At 67.9% G+C, this 14,279-nt stretch carries 13 protein-coding genes; 5 read left to right on the forward strand and 8 right to left on the reverse strand.

The features are described 5' to 3' along the window. Nucleotides 1-92 precede the first annotated feature (92 nt). Both GJV80_RS20630 and GJV80_RS20635 read right to left on the reverse strand, forming a co-directional pair. The gene (locus GJV80_RS20630) at nucleotides 93-1,664 is read right to left on the reverse strand and encodes a M81 family metallopeptidase (protein WP_154689506.1); all 1,572 of its coding nucleotides are present in this window, start codon (nucleotides 1,662-1,664) and stop codon (nucleotides 93-95) included. Nucleotides 1,665-1,792: 128 nt separating this feature from the next. Further along, nucleotides 1,793-3,256 carry a protealysin inhibitor emfourin gene (locus tag GJV80_RS20635; RefSeq protein WP_154689507.1) on the reverse strand — a complete coding sequence of 488 codons (1,464 nt, stop codon included), beginning with the start codon at nucleotides 3,254-3,256 and terminating at the stop codon, nucleotides 1,793-1,795. Nucleotides 3,257-4,191: 935 nt separating this feature from the next. On the opposite strand from GJV80_RS20635, the gene GJV80_RS20640 reads away from it, so the two are divergent. Then, the gene (locus GJV80_RS20640; RefSeq protein ID WP_154689508.1) at nucleotides 4,192-4,707 is read left to right on the forward strand and encodes a hypothetical protein; all 516 of its coding nucleotides are present in this window, start codon (nucleotides 4,192-4,194) and stop codon (nucleotides 4,705-4,707) included. A 60-nt stretch (nucleotides 4,708-4,767) separates the two neighbouring features. Here GJV80_RS20640 and GJV80_RS20645 read toward each other — a convergent pair whose 3' ends face one another. Beyond that, nucleotides 4,768-5,742: a hypothetical protein gene (locus GJV80_RS20645; protein ID WP_154689509.1), complete on the reverse strand. Its 975-nt coding sequence runs from the start codon at nucleotides 5,740-5,742 to the stop codon at nucleotides 4,768-4,770. A 569-nt stretch (nucleotides 5,743-6,311) separates the two neighbouring features. Between GJV80_RS20645 and gndA the strand changes: the two genes are divergently transcribed. Genes gndA through GJV80_RS20660 form a run of 3 tightly spaced genes read left to right on the forward strand, consistent with a single transcriptional unit; the run spans nucleotide 6,312 to nucleotide 9,228 of the window. After that, nucleotides 6,312-7,748 carry an NADP-dependent phosphogluconate dehydrogenase gene (gene gndA, locus GJV80_RS20650; RefSeq protein ID WP_154689510.1) on the forward strand — a complete coding sequence of 479 codons (1,437 nt, stop codon included), beginning with the start codon at nucleotides 6,312-6,314 and terminating at the stop codon, nucleotides 7,746-7,748. Continuing rightward, nucleotides 7,745-8,314, forward strand: a complete 570-nt coding sequence (locus GJV80_RS20655; RefSeq protein WP_230207902.1) for a gluconokinase — start codon at nucleotides 7,745-7,747, stop codon at nucleotides 8,312-8,314. The genes gndA and GJV80_RS20655 overlap by 4 nt, the downstream gene beginning before the upstream one ends. A gap of 23 nt (nucleotides 8,315-8,337) precedes the next feature. Further along, nucleotides 8,338-9,228, forward strand: a complete 891-nt coding sequence (locus tag GJV80_RS20660; protein WP_154689511.1) for an SDR family NAD(P)-dependent oxidoreductase — start codon at nucleotides 8,338-8,340, stop codon at nucleotides 9,226-9,228. A 27-nt stretch (nucleotides 9,229-9,255) separates the two neighbouring features. Here the strand turns inward: GJV80_RS20660 and GJV80_RS20665 are convergent, their stop codons facing one another. Both GJV80_RS20665 and GJV80_RS20670 read right to left on the reverse strand, forming a co-directional pair. Then, complete coding sequence (locus tag GJV80_RS20665; RefSeq protein WP_154689512.1) at nucleotides 9,256-9,840, reverse strand: molybdenum cofactor guanylyltransferase; 585 nt, start codon at nucleotides 9,838-9,840, stop codon at nucleotides 9,256-9,258. Further along, nucleotides 9,837-10,094, reverse strand: coding sequence for a PLD nuclease N-terminal domain-containing protein (locus GJV80_RS20670; RefSeq protein WP_154689513.1), 258 nt, complete (start codon nucleotides 10,092-10,094; stop codon nucleotides 9,837-9,839). The genes GJV80_RS20665 and GJV80_RS20670 overlap by 4 nt, the downstream gene beginning before the upstream one ends. A gap of 77 nt (nucleotides 10,095-10,171) precedes the next feature. Between GJV80_RS20670 and GJV80_RS20675 the strand changes: the two genes are divergently transcribed. Beyond that, nucleotides 10,172-11,017, forward strand: coding sequence for a CDP-alcohol phosphatidyltransferase family protein (locus GJV80_RS20675; protein ID WP_195909040.1), 846 nt, complete (start codon nucleotides 10,172-10,174; stop codon nucleotides 11,015-11,017). Between the two features lie 30 nt (nucleotides 11,018-11,047). On the opposite strand, the gene GJV80_RS20680 is transcribed toward GJV80_RS20675, so the two are convergent. The 3 genes from GJV80_RS20680 to GJV80_RS20690 form a co-directional block, all read right to left on the reverse strand. Continuing rightward, a complete protein-coding gene (locus tag GJV80_RS20680) occupies nucleotides 11,048-11,917 on the reverse strand; it encodes a glycosyltransferase family 2 protein (protein ID WP_154689515.1) in 870 nt (289 codons plus the stop codon). Between the two features lie 67 nt (nucleotides 11,918-11,984). Beyond that, nucleotides 11,985-12,872: a 1,4-dihydroxy-2-naphthoate polyprenyltransferase gene (locus GJV80_RS20685; protein ID WP_154690416.1), complete on the reverse strand. Its 888-nt coding sequence runs from the start codon at nucleotides 12,870-12,872 to the stop codon at nucleotides 11,985-11,987. Between the two features lie 35 nt (nucleotides 12,873-12,907). Next, nucleotides 12,908-14,263 (reverse strand): AMP-binding protein, encoded by a 1,356-nt coding sequence (locus GJV80_RS20690; RefSeq protein ID WP_154689516.1) that lies wholly within the window; start codon nucleotides 14,261-14,263, stop codon nucleotides 12,908-12,910. Between the last annotated feature and the right edge of the window lie 16 nt (nucleotides 14,264-14,279).

A 14,279-nucleotide genomic window follows, 5' to 3' on the forward strand; every position in this document is an offset into this window, starting at 1 on the left:
AATTCTCGGCGCCGTGCGCAAGATCACCGGATGCGCCATCACCGTCGGCGATGGCCACGCCCACCCATCCGGAGGCCGTCGGAGGGTGCCGGCTAGCGGCGGGTAACCACAGGCGTCAGGTCCGGATCCGTTGCGACGTCTTCGAAGGGATACACGCCGGGCTGCAGACGGGTGTGCGGCAGCCGGAGCAGGTCCTGATCAACGCCGCCCGGTGTCAGCCCGAGCTTCCATCCTGCGGCGGCTTCGTACAACTGGGGTTCCAGGTAGCCGATCTTGACGACCACGATGTCGGCGTGCAGCGGATCCAGACCCAGGGAGGTGAAGTCATTGATCTTGTGGAACGGCTTGCGACGCTCGGTCACGATCTCGTGCACCGCACCGGACCGCAGCACGACCTGGGTGCCTGCGGTCGGATCGCCCTCGGTAATGGAGAACACCTCGGCGGTCATCGGCACCGGTCCGCGTGGCCCGCTGTCCGCGTGACCGCCGACCTGCACCTCGACCGTACCGCCGACCCCGGCGGCCACCGCCGCTGCGACGGCCGCTGGATCGAAGATCGATGCATGGATCACAGTGCGATCCGTCCCGGAGAATTCTGGCCGCTGCAGCAGTTCGCCCAGTGTCCAGGAGACGTCACCGGTGCCACCCGCGGTCGGGTTGTCGCCGGAGTCAGAGATGAAGTACGGCCGCGGCGCGTCATCGGCCAGCGCGGCATCCAGTGCCTTGTCCAACGGCAGCGCATCGGCAACGAAGACGAAATCCTTGCGCGCATCCCAATACAGCCTCGCGAGCCGTTCGGCCTGCTGGGCGATGACTTCCTGATCATCACCGGTGACGACCACGGCGCATTGGTTGCGCGGCTCGTCCGCCCAGGCGTACCCGACCCAGATGGCGGCATCAAGCACACCGTCCATCGCCTCGGTCTTCGGCACCTCTGCATAGATGCTCCGCGCCGGTTCCAACCGGGTGCTGGTCTTCTCGCCGGGCAGCAACACCGGGACCTGACGCCAGGCCTTGTACGGCCGCCGGGCCTCAGGATCCGAACCGGTGTCGGCCCGCAGGCGGGTCAGCAGGTTGTAGACCGCCCGCTCCTTGGTGTTCATGGCGTCCTCGTGCGGGGCCATCCGGTAGCAGGTGATCAGATCGGTGGCATCCAGCAACGCGCGCGACACATTGCCGTGCAGGTCCATCGAGGTGGTCATCAGTGTGTCCGGGCCGAGCGCCTCACGCAGCGCAGTGGCAAGATCGCCCTCGGCGTCGGTCATCCCGATGACGCTCATCGCGCCGTGGATGTCGAAATAGAAGCCGTCGAACGGCCCGTCCGCGGCGACCGCCTCGTCGACCGCGGTGATCAGCTCACGCTTGACCCATTGATAGAACTCGGGATCGACCGCGCCTCCGGGCAATGAGCGCGCATGCACCAACGGCACCCAGTCGGCCGCGCCGAGGATGTCGTCCCGGCGTCCGGTGAAGAACGGATAATAGCCCAGCAGGTCATCGCCGCGCCGGACGGCGAAGGCCTCGACACCGCTGATGTGGGGGGAGTAGGTGCTGGCCTCGATCGACATGCCGCCGATGCCGATCCGGGGACGTTCCAGGCCACCGGCTTCGAGGTCCGGCAACGGGCCGCACCAGATCTGGGAAGCGAGGGGCGTATCAGACATGCCGGGCCTTTCGACAAAGCGCTGGAGTGGTTTCGCCGGGTGATTCCCGGGGTCGCGTCAGGCGACCGGACCTGATGATCTTGGTTGCCGGAATTCTTCCATGCGTCCCAACGGCTGCTCGCGGCGGCCTATCGGCCCAGGCTCGTACCCACGCCGGGTGGTTGCCGTCGCTGCGCATTGCCGGCCGCTGGCCCGGCCTGCTCACCCGGCACCGGCCCGCTTCCCGGCGAGCGGCTGAACGCGATCTTGATCGCCTCGCCGAGTTCCGGCGGCACGTCTTGCTCGCCGACCGTCAGTTGCAGATCGCCATAGCTGAGACGGTAGACGAACCGGTCGGGCCGGCCCGGTGTCGGCGCGGCCGGGGTGAAGTCGTCGAAATCCACCCGGTCCAGCAGCTGACTGATCCGGCGCCCGACGTCGGAATCGAGATCGACCTCCGCTGTGCGGGTCACCCCGGCGAAGCCGCCGCTGCGCGAGATGGCGACCGTCCGGGACCTGGGACGCGGTGGCCGGTTCGTGTCATCAGTCTTGCCGAGCACACCCACCTCGGCCCAGGCCTCGGAGATGCTCTGGGCGACGGACGGCGAGTCGGGGTAGAGCGCCTCGGCGGCCTTGACGGTGGCCGTCGCGAAGCCGGCGAAGTCGGTGTCGGTCGAAACTGCGCCCCCGGTCAGCGCCTGGTACCAGATCGGGCCGGCCTGCTCCCAGCTGTTGCCGCCCAGCTTGGTGGCAGCCAGATAGAACGCGTGGTTGGGGATGCCTGAGTTGATGTGGACACCACCGTTGTCATCGGTGGTGTCGACGTAGTCAGCCATCGACGCGACTTGGGGGTCCTTGCCGAGTCGGGGATCGTCGTAGGCGGTGCCCGGCTCCTTCATCGAACGCAGGGCGCGCGCGTTGACGCCAGGTGCGAAGAGGCCTGCGCCGATCAACCAATCCGCCTCCTCCGCGGCCTCCTGGTTGACCCGCTGTTTGCAGATCGAGGCGAAGACGTCGGAGATGCTTTCGTTGAGTGCTCCGGGCTGACCGTCGTACGACAAGCCGGCGGAGTCCTCGGTGACGCCGTGGGTGAACTCGTGGCCCATGACGTCCATCGGCTTGGTGAACCGCTCGAAGATCTCCCCGTCGCCGTCGCCGAAGACCAGCTGGCTGCCGTCCCAGAACGCGTTGTCGTAGTCCTGCCCATAATGGACGGTCACCGTGACCGTCGACCCCCTGCCGTCGACCGACTCGCGGTCGAAGACGTCGGCATAGAGATCCCAGATCTGTGCCGATGATGTCCAGGCTTCGTCGACTGCGGCGTCCCCGGTTTCCGGATCTGTGTCCCGACGCGCCAGTGTCCCGGGCAGGTTCTCGGTGTTGTCGGCGGTGTAGATCTGGCGCTTGGCGTCGGCCTGCTGGGTGATGGTCTCCGGTGCGATGCTCCGCGGTCCCGGTTGGTCCGACGACATGCCGGCGGCCTCGGGCCGCCGTGGCCGGCCGCGACGGATCCGGTCGTCGACCCGCAGGGTGTTTTCGCAGGGATGGGGTGTGCGTTCAGCGGTTTCGGCGATGCGCCGCAGCAGATACGAGGGGATGATCGAACACGTCATGATGGCTCCAAGGCAGTCTCGAACCGGTTGCTTTCGAGGCTAGTTCCGTCTGCCGACACCGGGCTCCGACCCATGCACAGGCGGTGGAGGCGACCACGTGTACGAATCTGTCCACTACCGGAAATGTCCGGATGCGGACGGCTTATCCGACCGTGCGGCGCTCGGCCGTCAACTAATGTTGTTACTGCACCGCAGCGCTTGGATCTCCGACTCTCGACGGGTCAGGCTGATCTGCCGAGGGTCGACGTTGACCTCAGCGTTGGAGCTCCGACGTGGGCGGCGCGCTCAGTGCTCGACCGACGAGGCCGTGTGAGAAGTGGTGAACCCGACGCACCACTGCTCGGTTGCGAAGATTGCTCGACGATTCCCCCGGGAGCGATCTGATCGGCAGCTACGTCGTTGGGTGGACAGGTGATGACCCCCGCCGGTCCACTGCGAGCATTGACTGGGTTTTGGACATGGACCCGGTCCACTGAGTGCGCCGCCACGCTAGGAGATCATTTCGGTCCCGGATCGGGGCGATTTGTCGACAGGCAGCTGCCGTCGCGTGGAAATATTCTTCGGCGGTCCGAAGGCGTCCCGGTTGATAAGATGCGTCTGCGGGTAGCTGTTCCTTCGGAAAAGCTAACCTGCTGGTCAGACGACGGTGAGAGCAGTCGGCGCTGCTCGATGATCCGTGTCGGCCCAGATGAGTGACCGCCGCGAGGCGTGCACTGATCACATCCCCCCGGGTGGCGCCCACGGCGGCCGAACGGCGCCGTGGGCGCTGCCGGTGCATCTTTGTGGGTCCCGGACTTGTCCAAAAGCGGACATGTCCGGTCGGAGGAAACTGGCGACGATGTGCGGAGCGTGCTCGTTGTCAGTACAGTCGAATCATCTGTGACCGGAGGTCGGGCCTTCGCCCGACTCAAGGGGCCGGCGCGGAGGAAGGAATCATGTCCAAGGTTTCAGTACGACGGCTCATCGCCCGGTCCGCAGCTGTCGCGGCGATGGTGATCGCCGGTTTCGGAATCGGCATCTCGCCCGCGCATGCGACGACCGCATCGCCGCACACCGCTCCGTCGGTCAACGGCTTCGGCGTCAACGGCTTCAGTGTTAATGGCTTCGGCGTCAATGGCTTCGGGGTGAACGGCTTCGGGGTCAACGGGTTTGACTCGGTCAATGGGTTTGACTCGGTCAACGGGTTTGACTCGGTCAACGGGTTTGACTCGGTCAACGGGTTCGACTCGGTCAACGGGTTCGACTCGGTCAACGGTTTTGACTCGGTCAACGGGTTCGATGCGGTCAACGGGTTCGATGCAGTCAATGGCTTCGGGGTCAATGGCTTCGCAGTCAACGGCTTCGACGTATCCCGGTCCGCGGTCAACGGCTTTGACGCCGTGAACGGTTTCGACGCCGTCAACGGCTTCGGCGCCATCGAGGGTGTCGGCAACGATTTCCAGGTGAACTGACCCGGCCTACGGCAATGGTGTCGCCCGTTGGGCGGCACCATTGCTGACTGATCACCCGGCTCAGAGCAGCTGGCGGTTGTCCTGTCGGAACGCCTGCGACTTGGTCAGTGCGGCGCCCAACTGTAGGCGGGTGCGTACGTCGAGTTCGTCCATCAGATCGGCGATCCAGCGCCGTACGGATCGTTCCGTGACGCCGAACTGACCCGCGATCGCGGAGTCGGTCGCCCCGCTCATCAGCAAGGACACCAGTGCGTCCCGCCGCGGATCCTGCTGCAGTTCTCCGGTGTCGGTTGGTCGGATGGCGACCGACCGTTCCCAGACTGCCTCGAACAGGGACAGCAGCGCCTCGACGACAACGGGGTGGCGTACGACGGTCGCTTTGACCTCCGGCTCCGGCGCGTACGATCTGGGCGCCGGCAGGATCGCCGCCTTGCGATCGATCAGGATCAGCTTCATCGGGACGTCACCCAGCTTCGCCTGCTCGCCTGCCCGCAGGAAGACCGTGAGTTCGGCCAGCCGGTCCCGGTCGAAGCCCGGATGGTAGACCCCGCGCACCGAGACACCCCGGCCCAGGGCCTGGTATTCCGGTGAATGGGCCTGCAGATAGGCCGGCGACGGCTCGTGGACATTGACGTACGGCGGCCGATCGAACGCCGCGATCTCCAGCTGGGATCTGGCGCACAGATCGGTGATTGCGGCGTTGGCGGCTTCCCGGCCGATGAGCACCTCGATGCCGGTGGACGGCGCCTGGGTCTCCCACATGTGCAGGCTCATCGCCTCTGCTGCGCGCACCGCCGCATCGATCTCGGCGACTCGCCGATCGCGGATTCCCTTGGCCGCCTCGGCAAGCGGCAGGGCCCGTATCCTCCCCGGCGAAGATTCGATGATCAGCCCGAGTTCCTGGAGTTCCCCCAGCAGAGCTTCGAGGTCGCCCGGGCCACCTTCCCGCAGGCTGGCCAGCGCAACGTCCTCCTGACGTGCGATCCGGACATACAGCGACTCGGCCTCCGTGCTGACCCCAAGGGCTTGAAGCATGCAACCTCCTCGCCGAGCATGTCCCGACCACGCCCGGGTCCTGCAAATTCAGATGTGTATCCAGCCCGATCCGCAGCTTAGTGCAGACGCACCCACGCCGAATCGAATCCACATAGCGAACCACCTCATCGCTCTCATGGACCGGCCGACCCGCCTCCCGGAAGGTCAAACGTTGAGTGTGCGGCTGCGACACGCCGCTGCGGGGAGCCGCTGGGTCAAACTTTGATCTTCGCGGTCCCGGGGGGGAACCGGCGAGCCACCGACCCGCCTCCGGGAAGGTCAAACGTTGAGTGTGTGGCTGCGACACGCCGCTGTGGGGAGCCGCTGGGTCAAACTTTGACCTTCGGGGAGGGGAGGAACCCGATTGGAACGAGGAGGGAGGGAGCGACGCCCATCGGGCGAGCGAGGAGGACGGAACTCAACGGGAGTCAATCGGGTGAGGAGGTGGGCGCCGACAACCTTTCAGGCAAGGGTCCTGGTGACCGGAAGAGCCGCGGATGGGAGGATATCGGCGCCGAACCACGTGGTCCGGTCCTACCAGCTGGAGAACAGCATGCAGAGGAGTCGAGATGTCTGAACTCGCCCAGATCGGTGTCACCGGCCTGGCGGTGATGGGCCGCAACCTGGCCCGGAACTTCGCCCGGAACGGTTACCGGGTCGCCCTGCACAACCGGACGTACGCCCGGACCGAGTCGCTGATGGCCGAGCACGGTGACGAGGGCGATTTCGTCCCGAGCGAGTCGCTGGAGGACTTCGTCGCGTCGCTGGAGCGACCCCGCCGGATCGTGATCATGGTCCAGGCCGGTCCCGGTACGGACGCGGTGATCGACCAGCTGGTGCCGTTGCTCGAACCCGACGACATCGTCATCGATGCCGGCAACGCCCATTTCCCCGACACCATCCGGCGAGAGAAGGCCCTCGCCGAACACAACCTGCACTTCGTCGGGATGGGCGTCTCCGGCGGCGAGGAGGGCGCGCTGAACGGCCCGTCCATCATGCCCGGCGGCTCGGCAAAGTCCTACGAGTCGCTCGGTCCGATGCTGGAGAAGATCTCCGCCCATGTGGACGGGGAGCCGTGCTGCACCTACGTCGGACCGGACGGCGCCGGCCACTTCGTCAAGATGGTCCACAACGGCATCGAGTACGCCGACATGCAGCTGATCGCGGAGGCCTATGACCTGCTCCGGATCGGGCTCGGCGCCTCGGCGGGCGAACTGGCCGAGATCTTCAAGGAATGGAACTCCGGTGACCTGGAGTCGTTCCTGATCGAGATCACCGCCGAAGTGCTCGGCCACGTCGACGCCGAGACCGGCAAGCCGTTCGTCGACATCATCCTGGACCGCGCCGAACAGAAGGGCACTGGCCGCTGGACCGTACAGAACGCGCTCGACCTCGGCGTACCGATCACCGGGATCGCCGAGGCGACCTTCGAGCGGGCCCTGTCGGCATCGACACCGCAACGCGCCGCCGCCCGCGAGAAGCTGGAGGCCAAGGCCTCGACCTGGGAGGTCAAGGACCGCGACGCCTTCATCAACGACGTCCGGCAGGCCCTGTACGCGTCCAAGGTGGTCGCCTACTCCCAGGGCTTCGACCAGATCGCGGCCGCCAGCGCGGAGTACGGCTGGAACATCGACCGCGGTGCGATGGCCCGGATCTGGCGCGGTGGCTGCATCATCCGGGCGAGGTTCCTCAACCGGATCACCGAGGCGTACGAACGCGATCCGGAGTTGCCGCTGCTGCTGGCCGACGACTACTTCGCCGACGCCGTGAACTCCGGGGTCGAGGCGTGGCGGCGGATCGTCGCGGGCGCCGCGATGAACGGGGTCCCGGCACCGGCCTTCGCCAGTTCGCTGGCCTACTACGACGGCATCCGCGCCGACCGGCTGCCGGCCGCGCTGATCCAGGCCCAACGGGACTACTTCGGCGCCCACACCTACCGTCGGGTGGACAAGGATGGCACCTTCCACACCGAGTGGAGCCGGGATCGCTCGGAAACCAAGCAGTGACACCTCCCTTCGCCGACTCGTCGGAACCCGGCGGGACCTCGACCCCGCCGGGCATCGACGATCCGGGTGCCAAGACGGCGGTCGTGGTGATGGGAGTCTCCGGGGCGGGCAAGACGACGGTCGCCGAGATTCTGGCGCGCCGACTGGGTTGGCTCGAGGCGGAGGCCGATGACTTCCATCCGCCCGCCAACGTCGCCAAGATGCATTCCGGAATCCCGCTCACCGACGAGGATCGCGAGCCCTGGCTGGCCGCGCTGCGGGATTGGATCACCAAGGCTCCCGGCAGCGTGATCCTCACCTGCTCGGCACTCAGGCGCAGCTACCGGGACGTGCTGCGTTCGGCGAACGCCAGGGTGGAGTTCCTGCATCTCGACGGTGACCATGACCTGATCAGGCAACGGATCACCTCGCGCAGCGGGCACTTCATGCCGGCGTCCCTGTTGGATTCACAGTTCGCCACCCTCGAGCCGTTGCAGCCCGACGAGCCCGGTCTGGTGGCCGACGTCGCCGACGAGCCGGAAGCGATCGCCGACCAGGCGGTGCGGGCCCTGCGTCTAGGCAACTGATCGGCAAGCACGGAAGGTTGGGAATGGTCGAGGAGGACCAGCGCGGCCGGCGGATGATCATCACCGGAGCCAGTTCGGGTATCGGCCTGGCGGCGGCGTCCCGATTGGCCGCCCGCGGGGCCGACGTCGTGCTCGCGGTACGCAATCCGGAGCGTGGTCGGGTCGCACTGGAGCGTATCCGTACCGAGGTTCCCGATGCCCGCGTCGAGGTCGGCGAACTCGATCTCGCCGATCTCGGTTCGGTGCGCCGATTCGTCGATGATCAACTGGGCCGCGGTCCGTTGAGGGCGTTGATCAACAATGCCGGCATCTCCAACACACCGAAGCGGACCCTCACTGTCGACGGCTTCGAACTGCAGGCCGCAACCAACGTTCTCGGCCACTTCGTGCTCACCGCAGGATTGATGCCGGCACTCCACGCCGGCGGCGACTCGCGGATCGTCTCGGTGAGCAGCATGGCCGCATTGGCGGTGCCCTCGGTCGATCTGTCCTTCAACGAGCACGGCCGCTACCTACCCGCGCTGGCCTACGCGCAGAGCAAACTGGCCTGCGGCATCTTCGCCCTGGAACTCGACCGGCGGCTCAAGGCGGCCAACCGGCCGACCATCTCGGTGCTGACCCATCCGGGGTGGGCGTCGACCAACCTCTTCGCCGCCCACGACGATCCGGTCAACCGAATGATCAACTACTTCACCGGGGCGCTGGCCACGCCGGCGGCCGACGGCGCCGAGTGCGAGGTCCACGCGGCCACTGCTGCGGAGCTGACCGGCGGCGAATACATCGGGCCGCGCTGGATCTCTCGGGGCAAGCCGTGGATCATCCGTCCGCGGCGGCTGATGTCGGATCCACAGACCGGCCGTCGCTGGTGGCAGGCCGCAGAGCGACGTACCGGGATCACCTTCGAACTTGATTGATCGGGTCGCCCGGTCGGTCGGTTCGGGTCAGGTCAGGTGGGAGCGGGCCGCCGTCAGATCCTCCGGACGATCGACATCGGTGGTGTACGCCGACGGCAGCCGGACGCGCACCACCTCACCGGCCGCGGCAAGATCATCCAACAGCCTCCGGGCACTGATGCCGTGATTGTCCGCGTGGGCGGCCAACCGCTGTAACGCCGGAGCTCGTACGGCCAGTTGCAGCGGCTGATCAACGCCCGCCTGGTCGACCCCGATCACGGCAACGACCTGGTCCGCGGATTCGGACAGCGTTTCGGCCAGCCGTACAGCCGCCGCACCGCCGCGTGGCGCGTCACCGGGCAGTGTCGCGATCACGGTGGCGCCGGCAGCGGCAGCCGCCGCAGCACCGGCGACCAGCCCCGCTCCGGGTCCTCCGCCGGGCGGATCCTCCCGGGCGAATTCGGCCGGCCGATCGAGCGCGCGCTCCGGCCCGACGATGATCAGCAGCCAGGTGTCCGGGATCCCGGACACCGCATGATGGAGCAGCGGTACGCCCTCGAGGGCGGCATCGAGCTTGTCAGCGCCGAAGCGGCTGGACGTGCCGCCAGCCAGAACGATTGCGGCCGTCGTCACAGGCCGCGCAGGAAGTCGTTGTCGTCGTCAGGAGCTTTCGGTCGACCGGTGAATTGGTTCTGCCGGCGGGAGTCGGATGTCGGCCGGCCGAAGAACAGCCAACCCAGCGATCCCAGCAGCGGCAGCACGATGATGAGCGTTGCCCAACCCCAGCGTGGCATCCGGCGAACGGCGTACGTCGGGGCCTGGGCTACCTCAACAATGCAGTAGATGGCGAGCAGGATCACCATCACGATTGGTAGATACCGACCCATGCCGCAAGCGTAGTCCGGTTCGCCGCAGGTGAACCTCCAGCTGAGAAACAGCGTCGCGGAACCCTATGCTGGCCGGTATGTCTGACGCCGCGACGCCCGACCAGCCGACAGTTGGGAGCCAGCGAGGCAACCACCCCTCGATGACCGAGCTGCGCGCGGTGTCCCAGCCGCCGACGGTTCTCGGCCGGCGCAATTCCGAGCACTGGGCAGGCGCGCTCTACCTGCGGAAGGGCTCCATCTACATCACCCGGGCGTTGCTGCCGACCGGGATCAGTGCCAACGCGGTCACCTGGTGGATCGCGATCATCGGCGTCGGTGCCGCGGCGGTGCTGTTGCTCCCGGGTTGGTGGCCGTTCCTGGCGGCGGCCGCGCTGATCCAGTTCAGCATCATGATCGACTGCACCGATGGTGAGATCGCCCGGTGGCGGGGCCAGTCGTCGGCTGCCGGCGTCTACATCGACCGGGTCTGCCACTACGTGGTCGAAGCGTCGCTGCCGATCGGATTCGGGATGCACCTGGACGGCGGACCGGCCCACGCCGGCGGCTGGACGATCCTCGGGATGGCGACCGCGATCCTGGTGCTGCTCAAGAAGGCAACCGGCGACCTGGTGCATGTGGCGCGGGCCTACTTCGGCTGGCCGAAACTGTCCGAGGACGCCGAGCTGGCCGCTCCGCGCAGCGGCGGTCTGCGATCGATCCGCGGCCTGCTGAGGTTCTTTCCGTTCTTCCGGGCGTTCGGGGCGATCGAGTATTCGCTGATCCTGTTGGTGATCGCCACGATCGACCTGCTGCGGCCGCTCGGCTCCGAAGGCCTGCTGCAGCTCTGGGCGATCATCGGGGTGCCGCTGGCCGCACTGACCGCACTCGGCTACCTGATCGCGATCCTGGCCTCCAGCCGGCTTCGCCCGCCGGCCGGTTCCTGACCCGCGGTCACCAACGGACCCGGCCTTCGGTCAGATGATCGGCGGTTGACCCAGCCGCGCCAACTTGGCGACGGTCTTCCAGCGCATCGGTTCGCGCAGGCCGGGAGAGGTACGCCAGCCCTCCTGCCAGCCTGACACCCACGACTTGACCGATTCCCAGTCCCCGGCATTGCGGGCCAGCGAGATCGCGGTCCAGACGCCGACATAGATCGGGATCAGCGGCACCGGCAGATTGCGCCGAGCCACCCAGACCCGGTTGCGGGCGTTCAGCCGCAGATAGTACGAGTGCCGCCCGGCCGGCACGGCCGGATGGTGCACCGTCAGGGCCGCCTCGTACCAGGCGTCCCAGCCGCGGTCCCGCATCCGCCAGCAGACGTCGACCCCTTCGTGCCCGTGGAAGAAGTTGCCGGGGAAGCCGCCGACGTCCTCCCAGGCCCTTCGGCGATACAGGGTGACGCCCTCCGGACAGGTGAAGGCGGGGCCGGATTCCAGCGGGTCTCCGACATGGGCCCGGGGCACCCAGCGGCGCAGGGTGACACCGTTCTCGTCCGAAAGGCGCGGTGCCAGCAGCCCGAGCCGCGGCCACCGGTCGAAGATCACCATCGCCTTGCTCAGAAAGTCCTTGTCGGGCAGCCAGGCGTCGTCGTCGAGGAACATGAACACCTCGCTGGTGACCCGCGCGGCGGCATAGTTCCGGCCGCCGGGAGAACCCAGATTCTCCGCCACGCCCTCGGATCGGACGCCGTCGGGCAGTCCCTCGGGCTGCCAGCCCATCCCGACGCAGAACACCTCGAAGGAGTCGTACCCCTGGGCAACCGCGCTGCGCAGACATCGGTCCAGTTCCTCGGGCCGGTCGCCCATCGACAGCACGATGATGCTGACCCGAGGATTTTCCGACATGGAATCCACTGTACGGCCACCCGGCGTTGGACCCGGCGGCACGCTTCGGCGCGATCGGCCGCCGTCCTCAGCCGAATGCCGTCGCAACCAACAGCCCGACCGCGAGCCCGACGGCGGACAGCAGACAGGCCAGGCCGGCAGCCTTCAGCGCCGGAATCAGCTCCCGTCCCTGCGCGCCGCGCAGAACGGTCACCAGTTGAGGTACCAGATACCCGATCCCGGCCAGGGCCAGCAGCGACCACCAGGTCATCACCGCCGCAGCGGCGACGTAGGCGACCGTGGCACCGACGGCCAGCCCGGTGAACATCAGCCGGGTGGCCGGGGCGCCGATCCGGGTCGCCAGGGTGCGCTTGCCGGCGAGCTGGTCACCCGGGATGTCGCGCAGGTTGTTGACCACCAGAACGGCGACGGCCAGCAGACCGATCGCGACCGCCACCAGCAGCGTCGGCAGATCGATCCGGCCGAGCTGGACCACCGCCGTACCGCAGACCGCGACCAGACCGAAGAAGACGAAGACGAAGACCTCACCGAGGCCGAGGTAGCCGTAGGGATGCTTCCCACCGGTGTAGAACCAGGCCGCCAGGATCGCGGCGATGCCGGCAGGGACCAACCACCACTGCCAGGAGAGCACCAGCAGCACCAGACCGAGCAGCGCGGCGACCCCGAAGCAGCCGAACGCGGCGCGCTTGACCAGCACCGGCCGGGCTACCCCGGAGCCGACCAGCCGCATCGGCCCGACGCGGTCCGCGTCGGTGCCGCGGATACCGTCGGAGTAGTCGTTGGCGAAGTTCACCCCGATCTGCAGGGCGACGCTGAGCAGCAGTGCGAGCAGAGCCGGAACCACCGCGAACGACCCGCCCGCGTACGCCGTCGCAGAGCCGGCGACCACTGGCGCGACCGACAACGGGAGGGTCCGGGGCCGGGCCCCCTCCACCCACTGGGCGAAGGTGGGCATCCCCGGCGTTCCCGGCATCGTCGATGCCCCACCACTCACTGCTGATCCCCTTTCGCCGAGGGGTCAGTAAATCCCTCATTTTCGCGGCGTGTCGTGGTCCTTGCGGCGCCGTTGCGCAGCGCTTCGCGGTCAATTTTGCCGCTTGTGGTGCGCGGCAGGGCAGGGAGCACCTCGATTCGGGCCGGCAGCTCGTGCGCGGCCAGCCGGGACATGAGGTAGGACCGCAGGCTCTGCGCGTCGAACTGCCCCGACCAGCATTCGGCGTACGCCACCGGCCGGGCGCCCCATTCCGGATCGGGTACGCCAACGACAGCGATCTCGCCGTCCAGCCCGGGCCACCCACGGGCGACCCGCTCCACCGCCGCGGTGTCGATCTTGAGGCCGCCGGAGATGATCACGTCGTCGTACCGGCCGAGAATCTCCAGCCGCCCGCCGGACAGCACGCCGCGGTCGTTGGTCCGGATCATCCCGTCGATCACCGTCGCGGCGGTCAGCTCGGGACGCAACCGATACCCGGAGAAGAGCATCGGCCCGCCGAGCCAGACCCGGCCCTGGTCCGGTCGGTCCTCTCCATGGCCGGGTTCAGGCGCCGGATCCCCGACGACACGCCGCGTAAATGAAGGATTTTGTGACCCCTCGCCGGGGTGGAGGGTGACGGTGACGCCGGACAGCGGGACGCCGTCGTAGATGCAGCCGCCGCAGGTCTCGCTCATCCCATAGGTGGTGATCACGGTGATCCCGGCGGCGCGGGCCCGGTCGAGCAGGGCAGTCTCGGCCGGGGCACCGCCGAGCAGTACGGCGTCGACCCGCGCCAGGGCCGCGGCCAGCGCCGGCTCACGCAGCGCCCGGGTCAGTTGGGTGGGTACAACGGAGAGATAGCTGCGGCCCTCGGCCGAGGCCACCGCGGCAGCCAGCCCCGACAGGTCACGCCCGACATCCAGCACCGGCCGGTCGGCCGCCACTGCCCGGGCGACCACCATGAACCCCGCAACGTAGTGGGTCGGCAACGCCAACAGCCAGCGGCCGGGCCCTCCCAACCGCTGCTCGGTCGCCGCCGCGGATGCCCGGATCGCCGAGCGGGAGAGCACCACACCCTTCGGGGCACCGGTGGAACCCGACGTCGACACCACGACGGCCGCGTCCGGTTCGGCGACCGGCACCTCGGGACGCAGCATCGCCCGCACCACGCCTGCGGCGACCGGATCGGCCGGCAGCGGCGCGATCGGCGGTCCGCCGGCCAGGGTCTCGCCGACCACGTCGGCCAGGTCGGCGACCGGAGTCGCCGGATCCACCAGCCGCAGGTGGTCCGGCCCCGGGCCGGCACCAGCAGCCGAACCCGTCTCCGACCCGGCAGTCGAACCGGCGGTCGAACCGGCACCAACAGAACTCACCCCGACAGTCTGCCGC

Source organism: Microlunatus sp. Gsoil 973 (genome assembly GCF_009707365.1).
Lineage (GTDB): Bacteria > Actinomycetota > Actinomycetes > Propionibacteriales > Propionibacteriaceae > Microlunatus.

Bases quoted from the DNA above. Each gene is read 5' to 3' on its own strand.
- GJV80_RS20630 (WP_154689506.1), bottom strand. From the start codon at position 1,664: ATGTCTGATACGCCCCTCGCTTCCCAGATCTGGTGCGGCCCGTTGCCG.
- GJV80_RS20635 (WP_154689507.1), bottom strand. From the start codon at position 3,256: ATGACGTGTTCGATCATCCCCTCGTATCTGCTGCGGCGCATCGCCGAA.
- GJV80_RS20640 (WP_154689508.1), top strand. From the start codon at position 4,192: ATGTCCAAGGTTTCAGTACGACGGCTCATCGCCCGGTCCGCAGCTGTC.
- GJV80_RS20645 (WP_154689509.1), bottom strand. From the start codon at position 5,742: ATGCTTCAAGCCCTTGGGGTCAGCACGGAGGCCGAGTCGCTGTATGTC.
- gndA (WP_154689510.1), top strand. From the start codon at position 6,312: ATGTCTGAACTCGCCCAGATCGGTGTCACCGGCCTGGCGGTGATGGGC.
- GJV80_RS20660 (WP_154689511.1), top strand. From the start codon at position 8,338: ATGGTCGAGGAGGACCAGCGCGGCCGGCGGATGATCATCACCGGAGCC.
- GJV80_RS20670 (WP_154689513.1), bottom strand. From the start codon at position 10,094: ATGGGTCGGTATCTACCAATCGTGATGGTGATCCTGCTCGCCATCTAC.
- GJV80_RS20675 (WP_195909040.1), top strand. From the start codon at position 10,172: ATGTCTGACGCCGCGACGCCCGACCAGCCGACAGTTGGGAGCCAGCGA.
- GJV80_RS20680 (WP_154689515.1), bottom strand. From the start codon at position 11,917: ATGTCGGAAAATCCTCGGGTCAGCATCATCGTGCTGTCGATGGGCGAC.
- GJV80_RS20685 (WP_154690416.1), bottom strand. From the start codon at position 12,872: ATGCCCACCTTCGCCCAGTGGGTGGAGGGGGCCCGGCCCCGGACCCTC.